Annotated in this window: 14 protein-coding genes and 2 tRNA genes; 7 read left to right on the top strand and 9 right to left on the bottom strand. The window is 72.3% G+C overall.

What is annotated here, in order from left to right:
* Nucleotides 1–4: 4 nt before the first annotated feature.
* Nucleotides 5–523, bottom strand: a complete 519-nt coding sequence (locus HLI28_RS13065) for a hypothetical protein (protein WP_171248002.1) — start codon at nt 521–523, stop codon at nt 5–7.
* A 123-nt stretch (nt 524–646) separates the two neighbouring features.
* On the opposite strand from HLI28_RS13065, the gene HLI28_RS13070 reads away from it, so the two are divergent.
* Nucleotides 647–820: a CsbD family protein gene (locus HLI28_RS13070; protein ID WP_171248003.1), complete on the top strand. Its 174-nt coding sequence runs from the start codon at nt 647–649 to the stop codon at nt 818–820.
* An 8-nt stretch (nt 821–828) separates the two neighbouring features.
* Here the strand turns inward: HLI28_RS13070 and HLI28_RS13075 are convergent, their stop codons facing one another.
* Together HLI28_RS13075 and HLI28_RS13080 are read right to left on the bottom strand one after the other, a co-directional pair.
* Nucleotides 829–1,191 (bottom strand): hypothetical protein, encoded by a 363-nt coding sequence (locus HLI28_RS13075; RefSeq protein ID WP_171248004.1) that lies wholly within the window; start codon nt 1,189–1,191, stop codon nt 829–831.
* 153 nt (nt 1,192–1,344) lie between these two features.
* Nucleotides 1,345–1,418, bottom strand: a tRNA-Ile gene (locus HLI28_RS13080).
* A 106-nt stretch (nt 1,419–1,524) separates the two neighbouring features.
* Here HLI28_RS13080 and def point away from each other — a divergent pair.
* Both def and HLI28_RS13090 read left to right on the top strand, forming a co-directional pair.
* Complete coding sequence (def, locus tag HLI28_RS13085; RefSeq protein ID WP_171248005.1) at nt 1,525–2,010, top strand: peptide deformylase; 486 nt, start codon at nt 1,525–1,527, stop codon at nt 2,008–2,010.
* Nucleotides 2,011–2,169: 159 nt separating this feature from the next.
* The gene (locus HLI28_RS13090; RefSeq protein WP_171248006.1) at nt 2,170–2,670 is read left to right on the top strand and encodes a DUF3145 domain-containing protein; all 501 of its coding nucleotides are present in this window, start codon (nt 2,170–2,172) and stop codon (nt 2,668–2,670) included.
* Between the two features lie 100 nt (nt 2,671–2,770).
* Here HLI28_RS13090 and HLI28_RS13095 read toward each other — a convergent pair whose 3' ends face one another.
* The 5 genes from HLI28_RS13095 to HLI28_RS13115 all read right to left on the bottom strand — a co-directional run bounded on the left by HLI28_RS13095 (nt 2,771) and on the right by HLI28_RS13115 (nt 7,689).
* Complete coding sequence (locus HLI28_RS13095; protein WP_171248007.1) at nt 2,771–4,021, bottom strand: beta-ketoacyl-[acyl-carrier-protein] synthase family protein; 1,251 nt, start codon at nt 4,019–4,021, stop codon at nt 2,771–2,773.
* A gap of 91 nt (nt 4,022–4,112) precedes the next feature.
* Nucleotides 4,113–4,361, bottom strand: coding sequence for an acyl carrier protein (locus HLI28_RS13100; protein ID WP_171248008.1), 249 nt, complete (start codon nt 4,359–4,361; stop codon nt 4,113–4,115).
* A 105-nt stretch (nt 4,362–4,466) separates the two neighbouring features.
* Nucleotides 4,467–5,474, bottom strand: a complete 1,008-nt coding sequence (locus HLI28_RS13105; protein WP_171248009.1) for a beta-ketoacyl-ACP synthase III — start codon at nt 5,472–5,474, stop codon at nt 4,467–4,469.
* Nucleotides 5,471–6,442 carry an acyltransferase domain-containing protein gene (locus HLI28_RS13110; RefSeq protein ID WP_171248010.1) on the bottom strand — a complete coding sequence of 324 codons (972 nt, stop codon included), beginning with the start codon at nt 6,440–6,442 and terminating at the stop codon, nt 5,471–5,473. Before HLI28_RS13110 ends, HLI28_RS13105 begins: the two co-directional genes overlap by 4 nt.
* Nucleotides 6,443–6,525: 83 nt before the next feature.
* Nucleotides 6,526–7,689 carry a PucR family transcriptional regulator gene (locus tag HLI28_RS13115; protein WP_171248011.1) on the bottom strand — a complete coding sequence of 388 codons (1,164 nt, stop codon included), beginning with the start codon at nt 7,687–7,689 and terminating at the stop codon, nt 6,526–6,528.
* Nucleotides 7,690–7,899: 210 nt separating this feature from the next.
* Here HLI28_RS13115 and HLI28_RS13120 point away from each other — a divergent pair, with 210 nt between their 5' ends.
* Nucleotides 7,900–8,481 carry a hypothetical protein gene (locus HLI28_RS13120; protein WP_343035833.1) on the top strand — a complete coding sequence of 194 codons (582 nt, stop codon included), beginning with the start codon at nt 7,900–7,902 and terminating at the stop codon, nt 8,479–8,481.
* An 82-nt stretch (nt 8,482–8,563) separates the two neighbouring features.
* Here HLI28_RS13120 and aceE read toward each other — a convergent pair whose 3' ends face one another.
* On the bottom strand, nt 8,564–11,311 hold the full coding sequence (gene aceE, locus HLI28_RS13125) for a pyruvate dehydrogenase (acetyl-transferring), homodimeric type (RefSeq protein ID WP_171248013.1): 2,748 nt from the start codon (nt 11,309–11,311) through the stop codon (nt 8,564–8,566).
* 338 nt (nt 11,312–11,649) lie between these two features.
* On the opposite strand from aceE, the gene HLI28_RS13130 reads away from it, so the two are divergent.
* The 3 genes from HLI28_RS13130 (at nt 11,650) to HLI28_RS13140 (ending at nt 12,661) form a co-directional block, all read left to right on the top strand.
* Nucleotides 11,650–12,054, top strand: a complete 405-nt coding sequence (locus tag HLI28_RS13130) for a DUF3052 family protein (RefSeq protein ID WP_171248014.1) — start codon at nt 11,650–11,652, stop codon at nt 12,052–12,054.
* A 4-nt stretch (nt 12,055–12,058) separates the two neighbouring features.
* Nucleotides 12,059–12,526: a peroxiredoxin gene (locus HLI28_RS13135; RefSeq protein WP_171248015.1), complete on the top strand. Its 468-nt coding sequence runs from the start codon at nt 12,059–12,061 to the stop codon at nt 12,524–12,526.
* 58 nt (nt 12,527–12,584) lie between these two features.
* Nucleotides 12,585–12,661, top strand: a tRNA-Val gene (locus HLI28_RS13140).
* The last annotated feature ends 57 nt before the right edge of the window (nt 12,662–12,718 follow it).

The following is a 12,718-nucleotide window of genomic DNA, read 5'->3' on the forward strand; positions in this document are numbered from 1 at the left end:
AGGTCTACCCGGGTAGTCCGCACGCCCCTCGGACCCTCGATTCCGTGGCGTCCACCACGTTCGCCACGTCGGCGCGGGACAGGTCGACACCGTCGCCCGCCACCGCCTGGGAGAACAGGGTGCCGTCGAGACGGCGGCGTACCGCGACGCGCACCGTGCCGCCGGGGACGTCGACGGTCTCGGCCAGCACCACGGACCACAGGACCCGCTCGCGCACGACGGCGGGCAGGTTCGAGCCGGCCGCGTCGGAGAGCATCGGGCGGAGGTCCGGTGCCGCGTCGACCCACTCGACGGTGAGGATCGACCGCTCGGGGTCGAAGGCCGCCCGGTCGACGTCGCACCAGGGGCGGCGCAGCGACACGGCGGGGCCGTCGTCCGCCGCCGCGACGACGACGAGGTCCGCGGTCGTGCCGACCACCCAGCCGCCGTCGGAGGTCTCGGCGCTCGCGAGCAGGCGCTCGCCACGGGTCAGGGGCACGACCTGGCGCACCGAGGGCGGCTGCTGGCGACGGCTGGCGAACATGCGCCCACGGTACTGGTCGAGCGGCCTGTGCCCGAGGTGCGACCCGGTCAGGGTGCGACCGTCCAGGTGCGACGGTCCGTCGGCGCCCGTATCGTCGGACCTCCGAGGACGAGGAGGTCCGACATGAGCAGGGGACACAAGGCCAAGCACATGGCCGAGGAAGCGGCGGGCAAGGTCAAGGAGTCCGTCGGCAAGGCCTCCGACGACGAGGAGATGCGTGCCGAGGGCGAGGCCGAGCAGTCGCAGGCCAACCTCAAGCAGGCGGGCGACGACGTCAAGGACGCCTTCAAGAAGTAGTCCGCGGCTCAGTCCGGCGCGGGTGGGACGAGGAATCCCACCAAGTTGGCTACGAGGAAGAACAGCACCAGGGCGACCAGGATCCAGCCGGGCAGCCGGGTCAGCACGTCGCCGTGCGCACGTCGCGCTACCACCCGTGCGCCCACGGCCGGCACCGCGACGACGGACAGGGCGACGACCAGCACGAGGAGCTCTCGCCAGGTGAACCGGGACACGTCGCCCTCCACAAGACCGAGCAAGGCGGACAGCCCCTCGCCGGCGGCGAACGCCACGACGAAGAACACCGGGGCACTGGCGAACCACAGCCACGCGCGTCGCCGCGCACCGGGCGCCGACTGCCGGTGTCGAGGTGGGGACGGCATGGTGGACATGGCGCGCCTCAGGGTGAGCCGGGGACCCCTCCAGGGGATCGTCTCCATGGTATGACCGGTTGCCGCCGCCGGCGCGGACGGGGAGCGGCTGCATGCTCGGCGCGACGCCGCCGGCCGGGCCAGGCGTGCCTGCTGACCGTCGCCCGGGGACCGTGCCCCGTGCCGGACTTGAACCGGCGACCGATCGATTATGAGTCGACTGCTCTGACCGACTGAGCTAACGGGGCGCGGCGGTGAGCCTACCGGAAGCGCCGTGTGGAGCCCTTGTGACGGCGGCCCGCCCGGAGTCCGTGGCGGCGCTGGTCAGCGTGGCGCCGTGGAAGAATGTCCGCCATGGCGATGCGAGAGATCCGGGTGGTGCCCGACCCCGTGCTGCGGACGGCGTGCGAAGAGATCACGACGATCGACGACCGCGTGCGGGGACTCGTCGCGGACCTGCTCGAGACCGTGGACACCGAGGGTCGCGCCGGCCTGGCCGCGAACCAGATCGGCGTCAACCTGAGGGCGTTCGCCTGGAACGTCGACGACGACCTCGGCTACGTCCTCAACCCGCGGTTGGTCGACGTCTCCGAAGAGCAGCAGGACGGCGACGAGGGCTGCCTCTCGGTGCCCGGCCTGTTCTACCCGACGACACGCGCCTGGTACGCCCGGGTCGAGGGGATCAACCTCGACGGCAACGAGGTCGTCGTCGAGGGGACCGACCTCATGGCCCGTGCCCTGCAGCACGAGTGCGACCACCTGGACGGCAAGCTCTACCTGGACCGGCTGGAGCGCAGCGTCCGGAAGAAGGCGATGCGGGAGCTGCGCGAGCGCCTCTGAGCGGCCTCAAATGTCCGAATCACTCTCGCGTGTTCCCCGACGCTGCGGCAGTATGTCTCCGAGAAGCAAGTCGACACGCCGCAAAAGATGGCCTGACCAGGAACTTCGTGGCTACCGAGGACGTAGGGGAAGACGGATCTCGGAACCAGGGAGGACAACATGGCTGGTGTCATCACCCGCGGTGTGCTTTTCGTGCACTCGGCGCCGCGCGCGTTGTGCCCCCACCTCGAGTGGGCGGCGGGCAACGTGCTGAGCACTGACGTCTCGTTGGACTGGACCCCTCAGCCCGCCGGGCGAGGTCTGTACCGCGCCGAGCACGCGTGGCAGGGAGCCCAGGGCACCGGTGCCCGCCTGGCGTCCGCGCTGCGCGGCTGGGAGCACCTGCGCTACGAGGTCACCGAGGAGGCGAGCCACGGCAGCGACGGCGCCCGCTGGTCGCACACCCCGGACCTCGGCATCTTCCACGCCGTCACCGACGTGCACGGCAACGTGGTCCTGCCCGAGGACCGCGTCCGCAGCGCCATGGAGTCCTCGCCCGACCCGCGCGCCCTGCGCGAGGCGATGGACCTCGCCCTCGGCAGCGCCTGGGACGACGAGCTCGAGCCGTTCCGCTACGCGGGTGCGGGTGCTCCCGTGCGCTGGCTGCACCGCGTCGGGTAGTCCCGCGCGCCCGCCCCTGGCGGGTTCGGAGGTTCCGTGCACGACGGCGCCCCAACGGTTCGCTCGAACCGGTGGGGCGCCGTCGTGGGTGGGGGGACGCTCAGGCGTTGGTCACGGTCAGCGCCACGTTGTGCCCGCCGAACCCGAAGGAGTTGTTGACGGCGGCGATGTCGCCGTCGGGCAGCGTCGCCGGCTCGTCGCGGACGAGCGGGACCTGCAGCTCCGGGTCGGGGGTGACGACGTTGATCGTCGGCGGGGCGAGGCGCTCGTGCACCGCCTTGATCGTGAACAGCGCCTCCAGGGCACCGGCGCCGCCGAGCAGGTGGCCCGTCATCGACTTCGTCGCGGACAGCCGCACGTGGTCGGTGTCGTCGCCGAGCACGGTGCGGATCGACCGCGTCTCGGTGAGGTCGCCGACCTTCGTGGACGTGGCGTGGGCGTTGACGTGCACGACCTCCGCCCCGTCGACGTCGGCGTCCGCCAGCGACCGGCGCATCGCCGCGACCTGGCCCTTGCCCTCCGGGTCGGGGGAGGTGATGTGGTAGGCGTCGGAGGACAGTCCCACGCCGGCCATCTTCGCGTAGACGCGGGCGCCGCGGGCGGCAGCGTGCTCGGCGCTCTCCAGCACCACGACCGCCGCGCCCTCGCCGATGACGAACCCGTCCCGGTCGACGTCGTACGGGCGTGACGCGCCCTGCGGGTCGTCGTTGCGCAGCGAGAGCGTGCGCGAGGCCGCGAACGCGGCGATCGGCATCGGGTGGATCGTGGCCTCGGTGCCGCCGCAGACGACGACGTCGGCCCGGCCCGCACGGATCATGTCGATGCCGTAACCGATCGCCTCGGCACCGGACGCGCAGGCGGAGACCAGCGCGTGCGCACCGGCCTGGGCGCCGAGCTCGAGGGAGACGTAGGCGGCCGGGGAGTTCGGCATGAGCATGGGGACCGTCATCGGCAGCACGCGACGCGCGCCCCGCTCCTGCAGCGTGTCCCAGGCGTCCAGCGTGGTCCAGATGCCACCGATGCCGGAGGACACCACCGCACCGAGCCGCTCGCCGTCGACCTCGGGGGCGCCGGCGTCCTGCCAGGCCTCCCGCGCGGCGATCATCGCGTACTGGGTCGAGGGGTCCATCCGCTTCATCTCCGGGCGCGACAGCTTCTCGGAGGGGTGCTCCTTGATCGTCGCGGCGAAGGTGACGGGGATCCCGTACGTCTCCGACCAGTCGTTGTCCATCGTGCGCGCACCGGACTCGCCGGCGAGCGCGGCCGCCCACGTCGAGGGTGCGTCCCCGCCGAGCGGGGTGGTGGCGCCGAGGCCGGTGACGACGACGTCGCGCGAGGCTGGGGCGGTCATGACGGTGCTCCTGAGAACGAAGGTCGGCGGTGGACGGGCGGCGCGGGCAGACCGGCAGGGCCGGCCTGCCCGCGCGGGCGGGGGAGCCGGGTCAGCTCTGCGCGCCCTCGATGTAGGTGACGGCGTCGCCGACGGTGGTGAGGTTCTTGACCTCGTCGTCCGGGATGCGGACGCCGAACTTGTCCTCGGCGTGGGTCACGATGGTCATCATCGACAGCGAGTCGATGTCGAGGTCGTCGGTGAAGGACTTCTCGGCCGTGACGGTGTCCGTCGGCAGGCCGGTCTCCTCGGCGACGATCTCGGCGAGGCCGTCGAGGATCTCGGAAGAAGTGTGAGCCATGGGGTGCTTCTCTCCTTGAACGGGGTACCGGTCCTCCGGCACCAGGTCGGGATGCGGCGGTGCGATTCTTGCGCACCACCAGGGTCGGACTCTACGGGGCGGGTGTCACGGCAGCACGACCACCTGCGCGGCGTACACCAGGCCGGCGCCGAAGCCGATCTGCAGCGCCAGGTCGCCGGAACGGGCCTGGCCCTCCGCCAGGAGGCGGTCCAGGGCCAGCGGGATCGAGGCGGCCGAGGTGTTGCCGGTCTCGGCGATGTCCCGGGCGACCACGACGTGCTCGGGCAGGCCGAGCTGCTTGACCATCTGGTCGATGATCCGCATGTTCGCCTGGTGCGGGGCGAAGACCTGGATGTCCTGCGGCTCCACGCCGGCCTCGGCCATGGCCTTCGCGGCCACGGGCGCCATCTGGAAGCTCGCCCACTTGAAGACGGTCGGGCCGTCCTGGCGCAGCGTGGGCCAGCCGAGGTCGGGGTCCTGGCGCAGCTCCTTCCAGGAGTGCGTCTGGCGGATCGCCTGCGAGCGGGAGCCGTCCGACCCCCACACCGTCGGGCCGATGCCCGGGGTGTCGGAGGGGCCGACGACGACGGCCCCGGCGCCGTCACCGAGGAGGAACGAGATCGACCGGTCGGTGGGGTCGATGATGTCGCTCAGCTTCTCGGCACCGATGACCAGCACGTGGCGCGCCGCCCCGGCACGGACCAGCGCGTCCGCCTGCCCGACGCCGTAGGCGTACCCGGCGCAGGCCGCCGAGATGTCGTAGGCGGCGGCCGGCGAGGCGCCCAGCCGGTCGGCCAGCACCGCCGCGCCCGAGGGTGTCTGGTGGTAGTACGTGATGGTCGACAGGATGATCGTGTCGATCTCCGCGCCGGTCACGCCGGCGGCGTCCATCGCGCGGCGGGCCGCGGCCTCGGCCAGGTCCAGGACCTCGACGTCGTCCGTGGCGCGTCGGCGCGTGACGATGCCGGTGCGCTGGCGGATCCACTCGTCCGAGGAGTCGATCGGGCCGGCGACCTCGTCGTTCGTGACGGCGCGGCTGCCGCGCTCGCCGCCGATGCCCAGGATGCGCGAGTGGAGCACCGGCGCGCCCTGGCGCAGCGCCCGTGCGCTCATGCCGCGCCGCCGACGGCCGAGTGCCGGGCGATCAGGTCGCGGGCGGCCTCGACGTCGTCGGGGGTCTTCACGGCGACGGACTCGACGCCCTTCAGCGAACGCTTGGCCAGGCCCGCCAGGACACCGCCGGGGGCCAGCTCGAGCAGTCCCGTCACGCCGCGGTCGGCGAGGGAGGCCTGGCACAGGTCCCAGCGCACGGGCGCGGTGATCTGGGCGGTGAGGCGGGCGAGCAGGTCGGCGGAGCGGCCGTGGCCGTGCGAGCCCTCGCCCAGGGAGCCGTAGTCGGCGCCGTCCGCGTTGCTGAGCAGCGGCAGGCGCGGGTCGGTGGCCAGCCACGTGGTGGCGACCTGCTCGAAGCGTCCGCGGGCCGGCTCCATGTACGGGGTGTGGAACGCGCCGGCGACCGGCAGCGGCACGACGCGCGTCCGGGCCGGGGGCTGCTCGGCCAGCGCGGCGAGCGCCTCCCGGGACCCGGCGGCGACGACCTGGCCGCCGCCGTTGACGTTGGCGGGGAACAGGCCGGCCGCCTCGATGGCGGCCAGGACGTCCTCGGGGTCGCCCCCGACGACCGCGCTCATGCCCGACGGCGACGCGGCCGCGGCGTCCGCCATGGCGCGTCCGCGGTGGGAGACCAGCCCGACCGCCCCGGCGTCGTCCAGCGCGCCGGCGACGGCGGCGGCGGCCAGCTCACCGACGGAGTGCCCGGCCGTGACGTCGACGACCTCGGCCGTGTCGCGGCCGTCGAGGATCGCGCGCAGCGCGAGCAGGGAGGCCGACACGATCAGCGGCTGGGCGACGGCGGTGTCCCGGATCGTCTCCGCGTCCGACGTGGTCCCGTGCCGGGTCAGGTCGGTCCCGGCCGCGGCCGAGAAGGAGTCGAGCAGGTCGGCGGTGCCGGGCAGCTCCAGCCAGGGGCTGAGCATCCCGGGGTTCTGAGAGCCCTGTCCAGGGCAGACGACGGCGAGCACGACACCACGGTGCCACCTGGGTTCTGACCCCGAGCGTCGCGACGTGCACCAACCTGGCCACCGCCGGTTGTGGGAATCGGCAATCAGGGGGCGTCGTCGAGCTGTCCCAGCGCCAGGGCGATCTGCAGCACGAACGACTCGCGGGCGTCCAGGGGGTCCCACCCGGTGATCTCGGACACCTTGCGCAACCGGTAGCGCACGGTGTTGGGGTGGACGTACAGACGACGGGCCGCCGCCTCCAGGGAGCGGCCGGTACCGAGGTAGGCAGAGAGCGTCTCCAGGACCGCACCCGTGGCCTGCTGCAACGGCAGGTACGCCTGGGCGACGAGGGTCCGGCGGGCCTCCTGGTCCCCGGTGAGCACCCGCTCGGGCAGCAGGTCGTCGGCCAGGACCGGCCGGGGGGCCTGCGGCCAGGCGGCGGCGGCGGCGAGTCCGGCCAGGGCGGAGCGCGCCGACGCCGTGGCCTCGGCGATCGTGGGCACCACCGGCCCGAAGACCACGGGTCCGGGCCCGAACCGGCCGATGAGGCTGGTGGCGGCGGCGACCAGGTCGGTGTCCCCGCCCAGGACCAGCACCAACCGGTCGCCGTGGATGCCGACGAGCGTGTCGCCCGCGGCCCGCCGGGCGGCCCGGCGCAGCTCGGCGGTGCCGACGTCGTCCAGCCCGTCGAGCGCCTCGCCGACCACGACCAGCACCTGGCCGCGCCCGCTCCACCCCAGCGCGGAGATGCGCGAGCGCAGCGCGTCGTCGGTGTCCCCGCGCACGAGCGCGTCCACGGCCAGGGCCTCCAGACGGGCGTCCCAGGCGCCGCGGACCTCGGCGGCGCGGGCGTAGACCTCGGCCGCGGAGAACGCGACCTCGCGCGAGTAGCGCAGGACGGCCTCGCGCAGCTCGCGCTCGTAGCCCGGGGCGGCGATCTGGTCCGAGTAGGACTCCACGACGTCGACCATCAGGCGCACCAGCTGCAGGGTGTGCTGCAGCGAGATCGACCTGGTCAGCTCCGGGGGAGCGGCGGCGAACATCTCGCCGACGCCGTGCGGCGTCTGGGTCGGGTCGGCGAACCAGGTCGCGAACGCGTTGATGCCGCTCTGGGCGACGAGCGCCACGTAGGAGCGGTCCTCGGCCGGCAGCTGGCGGTACCAGCTCACCTCCTCGTCGAGGCGGCGCATGGCGGCGTTCGTGAGCAGCCCGAGGCCTTCACGGACGCGCTGGACGTTCTCGTCGCGCGAGACGGTCGTGGTCGACATGCTCCCGAGGATAGGGCCATCGTTGTGGGGATTGCACAAATGGTGGCCGTCGTGTGCCCGGGGCGCGTTCGCCCGGCCCCGAGGAGGCGCAGGCGATAGGGTCGGTTCATGGCCATGATGTCTCGGCTCCGCCAGCTCATCCGGCGGACACGGTCCACCTCCACGGTGGGTGTCCGCAGGCCCACCGAGACCCGACGGCGAGGTGACACCGTGCACGAAGACTCTTTGCGGGCGATGCTCCACGACGACCCGAACGACGAGCGCGCCTTCAACGCGCTCGCCGATCTCGTGCGTCGTCACGCGTCCGAGCCCGACAACCCCGACGACCCCCTGACCGCCGAGCCGGAGGAGGAGCCGATCCAGGCCGGTGACCTGGCGCTGTGGTCCCTGGCCGAGGAGCTCGCCGGCCACCCTCGCGCCTGGCGCCCGCTGGTCGAGCTCGGCCGGCTCTCCGTCAACGACGACCCCGAGGGTGCGGTGCGTCGTTTCACGACGGCGACCGAGCGCGACCCGTCCGGGGTAGCGCTGGCGAAGAGCCTCGAGATCCTGCGGGACGCGCACATGCCCGTCGAGGCGCTCGGTCTCGGCATCGGCCACTGGCGCACGCGCGAGCAGGTGCCCGAGGTCGGCCGCCAGCTCGTCCTGGCCGCGCTCGAGGCCGACCGGGTGTTCGAGGCCAGGCAGCACCTGGAGGCGCTGGAGGCGCACCCGGACCACGACCAGGTCGAGGCGATGCGGCACGACCTCGTCGCCGCGATCGACGAGGCGGAGGCGCGCCAGGCCTCCTCCTGAGCCGGACAGTCCCGCCACGACGACGGCCCCGCCACCGGACAGGTGGCGGGGCCGTCGTCGTGCTGCGGTCGGCCGCGGTGGGTCAGGCGTCCCCGCCCGCGACACCGGAGGTGCCGGCGTTGACGTCGGTGAGGCGGTACTTCTCGACGGCCTTGGCCACGACGTCCTGGGCGACCTCGCCCCGGCGGGCGAGCTGCTGCAGGGTCTTGACGACCATGGACGGCCCGTCGATGAGGAAGTACCGGCGTGCGGCGGCCCGGGTGTCGGAGAACCCGAAGCCGTCGGCGCCGAGCACCGCGTAGTCACCCGGCACCCACGCCCGGATCTGGTCGGGGACCAGGTGGTCGTAGTCGCTGGTGGCCACGAACGGACCCTCGGCGTCGGACAGCTTCTGCGTCACGTACGGCACGCGGGGCTCGGCGGCCGGGTCGACGAGGGCGTCGTGCTCGGCGGCGAGCGCGTCGCGACGCAGCTCGTTCCAGCTCGTCACCGACCAGACGTCGGCCGAGACGCCCCAGTCGGAGCGCAGGAGCTCCTGCGCCTCGAGCGCCCACGGCACCCCGACGCCCGACGCGAGCAGCTGGGCCCGGGGGCCGTCGCCGCTGTCCGCGGAGACGCGGTGGATGCCGTGCAGGATGCCGTCGACGTCCACGTCCTCCGGCTCGGCCGGCTGGACCATCGGCTCGTTGTAGACCGTCAGGTAGTACATGACGTTCTGGTCGCGACCGTCCGAGCCGTCGCCGTACATGCGCTCGATACCGTCGCGCACGATGTGGCGGATCTCGTAGCCGAAGGCCGGGTCGTACTGCACCATCGCGGTGTTGGTTCCCGCGATGAGCGGCGAGTGCCCGTCCGCGTGCTGAAGCCCCTCACCGGTCAGCGTGGTGCGGCCCGCCGTGGCACCGATGATGAACCCGCGGGTCATCTGGTCACCGGCCGCCCAGAACTGGTCGCCGGTGCGCTGGAACCCGAACATCGAGTAGAAGATGTAGACGGGCACCATGTGCTCGCCGTGCGTGGCGTAGGCGGTGCCGACCGACTGGAACGCGGCCGCGGACCCGGCCTCGTTGATGCCGGTGTGCATGATCTGCCCGGACTCGGACTCCTTGTAGCTCAGCATGAGCTCACGGTCCACGGCCAGGTAGTTCTGCCCGGCGGTGTTGAAGATCTTCGCGCTCGGGAAGATCGAGTCCAGGCCGAACGTGCGGGCCTCGTCGGGGATGATCGGCACGATGCGCCGGCCGAACTCCTTGTCCTTGATGAGGTCCTTCAGGAGGCGGACGAACGCCATCGTCGAGGCGACCTGCTGGCTGCCCGAGCCCTTCTTGAGGATCTCGTAGGACTTGTCCTGCGGCAGCGACAGGGCCTTGGGCGACGAGCGCCGCTCGGGCACGAACCCGCCGAGCTGACGACGGCGCTCCAGCATGTACTGGATCGACTCGTCCTCCATGCCCGGGTGGTAGTAGGGCGGCAGGCCCGGCTCGGCGTCGATCTGCTCGTCGCTGAGCGGGATGCGCAGGTTGTCGCGCAGCGCCTTGAGGTCCTCGTTCTTGATCTTCTTCATCTGGTGCGTCGCGTTGCGGCCCGCGAAGCTTGACCCGAGCCCGTAGCCCTTGACCGTCTGGGCGAGGATCACCGTGGGCTGGCCCGTGTGCGACCGCGCCGCCGAGTAGGCGGCGAAGATCTTGCGGTAGTCGTGGCCGCCGCGGCGCAGGTTCCAGATGTCCTCGTCGGTCATGTTCTCGACGAGGGCCTTCGTGCGCGGGTCGCGGCCGAAGAAGTGCTCGCGGATGAACGCGCCGGACTCGGCCCGGTAGGTCTGGTAGTCGCCGTCCGGGGTGGCGTTCATCAGGTTGACCAGGGCGCGGTCCTTGTCCGCGTTGAGCAGGGCGTCCCACTCACGGCCCCAGACGACCTTGATGACGTTCCAGCCGGCGCCGCGGAACTGGGCCTCCAGCTCCTGCATGATCTTGCCGTTGCCGCGCACCGGGCCGTCGAGGCGCTGCAGGTTGCAGTTGACCACGAACGTCAGGTTGTCGAGCCCCTGGTGGGCGGCCTGCTGCAGCATGCCGCGCGACTCCGGCTCGTCCATCTCGCCGTCGCCGAGGAACGCCCACACGTCCTGCTGGCTGGTGTCCTTGATGCCGCGGTTGTGCAGGTACTTGTTCGTCCACGCCTGGTAGATCGCCGAGGCCGGGCCGAGACCCATCGAGACGGTCGGGAACTCCCAGAAGTCCGGCATGAGCCGGGGGTGCGGGTAGGAGGGCAGCCCGCCGCCCTCGTGGGACTTCTCCTGGCGGAACCCGTCCAGCCGGTCGGCCGACAGCCGGCCCTCGAGGTAGGCGCGGGCGTACTGGCCGGGGGAGGAGTGCCCCTGGAAGTAGACCTGGTCGCCGCCGCCCGGGTGGTCCTTGCCGCGGAAGAAGTGGTTGAGCCCCACCTCGGTCAGCGTCGCCACGGAGGCGTAGGAGGAGATGTGGCCGCCCACCGAGATCTCGGGGCGCTGGGCGCGGGTCACCATCACCGCGGCGTTCCAGCGGATCCAGGAGCGGTAGCGGCGCTCCATCGTCTCGTCGCCGGGGAAGTACGGCTCCTCGTGCACCCCGATCGTGTTGACGTACGGCGTCGCGACCGACGTCGGGATCTGGACGTTGCGCTCGCGAGCGCGCCGCAGCAGGTTGAGCATCACGTAGCGGGCGCGCGGGCCGCCCTTGTCGTCGATCAACCCGTCGAGGGACTCCACCCACTCCGAGGTCTCGGACGGGTCGATGTCCGGCACAGCGCTGAGCAGACCGTCGATCAACGGTCCGGTCTCGTCGTACGAAGCCACCAGCAACCTCTCTCTTCTGCGGGCGGTCGCCGAGGGTCCGGCGCGCGCCCGTGTCAGGCGTCCCGTGCGCGTCGCCTGCGTCGTCGGGATCGCGACGGCGCGGGAGCACCCACAGGGGGTCACTACACATTGTGTCCCCACTTGCTCCGCACTGACACCAGGGAGCGGTCAAGAATCCGTGATCTACGTCATGTCACCCCGTGCTGAAGTGGTCAGGTGGGCCCATGCGGGGGGCTGGGCGGGCATCCGGGGCGCGCGTGCACTACGTTGACGCACAGCAGGAAGCAGACAGGGCGCCGGGCGGCGCCGACGGCATGACGGAAGGAACGTAGGTCCTCGTGGGACAGCAGGCGGACAACCTGGCGGCACGCTTCGGGTTCACCACCGGTCAGGTCGTGCAGGAGTTCGGGTGGGACGACGACGTCGACGAACCCCTGCGCGGGGCGATCGAGGCGGTCGTCGGCGAGGAGCTCGCCGACGAGGAGTACGACGACGTCGTGGACGGCGTCATCATCTGGTGGCGCGAGGAGGACGGCGACCTGACGGACATGCTGGTCGACGTCCAGACGGCTCTCGACGACGGCGGCCAGATCTGGCTGCTCACCCGCAAGCCCGGCCGCGACGGCCACGTCGGCCACAGCGAGATCCAGGAGGCGTCGACCACCGCGGGCCTGCACGCCACCAGCACGTTCGCCGCCGGCGAGGACTGGTCCGCCACGCGGCTCGCCTCCCGCGGCCGGTAAGCAGATGGCCGACGGCACCGTGCCGGGCGCCGACGACCCGGCCCCCGACTTCACGCTGCCCGACACCCACGGCACCCCGACCCACCTGGCCGACCTGCGCGGCGAACCGGTGCTCGTGGTGTTCTTCCCGTTCGCCTTCTCCGGCACCTGCACCGCGGAGCTCGGCGAGCTGCGCGACCACGCCGGCGAGTTCGAGGCCGCGGGAGTGCGGATCCTCGCGGTCTCCACCGACCCGGTGTTCACCCTCAGGGCCTGGCAGGAGGTCGAGGGCTTCGGGTTCGACCTGCTCAGCGACTTCTGGCCGCACGGCCGTGCCGCCCAGGCCTTCGGCGTGTTCGACCGGGCCACCGGGCACGCGCTGCGCGGCTCGTTCCTCATCGACGCCGACGGCCTCGTGCGCTGGTCGACGGTGCTGCCGCGGGGTGCCCGGCGCGACCTCGACGACTACCTGGCGGCGCTCGCGGAGGTCTGAACCGCACGGCGGATGTTCGGCGTGACGGCGCGGCCGGGTATCCTGTCCTGCGCTACCGGGGCCTGTAGCTCAGTTGGTCAGAGCGCCACGTTTACACCGTGGATGTCGGGGGTTCGAGTCCCTCCGGGCCCACCACCAGGTCTTCCCCGCTTCCTGGCTTCCTGGCGACCAGGGGCCTGCCCGCCGGGCGAC

Source organism: Isoptericola sediminis, from assembly GCF_013085345.1.
GTDB classification, from domain to species: domain Bacteria; phylum Actinomycetota; class Actinomycetes; order Actinomycetales; family Cellulomonadaceae; genus Isoptericola; species Isoptericola sediminis.

Excerpts from the sequence above, each read along its gene's own strand:
- HLI28_RS13100 (WP_171248008.1), bottom strand. The coding sequence starts at position 4,361 with ATGGCTCACACTTCTTCCGAGATCCTCGACGGCCTCGCCGAGATCGTC.
- HLI28_RS13090 (WP_171248006.1), top strand. The coding sequence starts at position 2,170 with ATGGCTGGTGTCATCACCCGCGGTGTGCTTTTCGTGCACTCGGCGCCG.
- HLI28_RS13075 (WP_171248004.1), bottom strand. The coding sequence starts at position 1,191 with ATGTCCACCATGCCGTCCCCACCTCGACACCGGCAGTCGGCGCCCGGT.
- HLI28_RS13105 (WP_171248009.1), bottom strand. The coding sequence starts at position 5,474 with ATGAGCGCACGGGCGCTGCGCCAGGGCGCGCCGGTGCTCCACTCGCGC.
- HLI28_RS13065 (WP_171248002.1), bottom strand. The coding sequence starts at position 523 with ATGTTCGCCAGCCGTCGCCAGCAGCCGCCCTCGGTGCGCCAGGTCGTG.
- HLI28_RS13135 (WP_171248015.1), top strand. The coding sequence starts at position 12,059 with ATGGCCGACGGCACCGTGCCGGGCGCCGACGACCCGGCCCCCGACTTC.
- HLI28_RS13095 (WP_171248007.1), bottom strand. The coding sequence starts at position 4,021 with ATGACCGCCCCAGCCTCGCGCGACGTCGTCGTCACCGGCCTCGGCGCC.
- HLI28_RS13115 (WP_171248011.1), bottom strand. The coding sequence starts at position 7,689 with ATGTCGACCACGACCGTCTCGCGCGACGAGAACGTCCAGCGCGTCCGT.
- HLI28_RS13070 (WP_171248003.1), top strand. The coding sequence starts at position 647 with ATGAGCAGGGGACACAAGGCCAAGCACATGGCCGAGGAAGCGGCGGGC.
- def (WP_171248005.1), top strand. The coding sequence starts at position 1,525 with ATGGCGATGCGAGAGATCCGGGTGGTGCCCGACCCCGTGCTGCGGACG.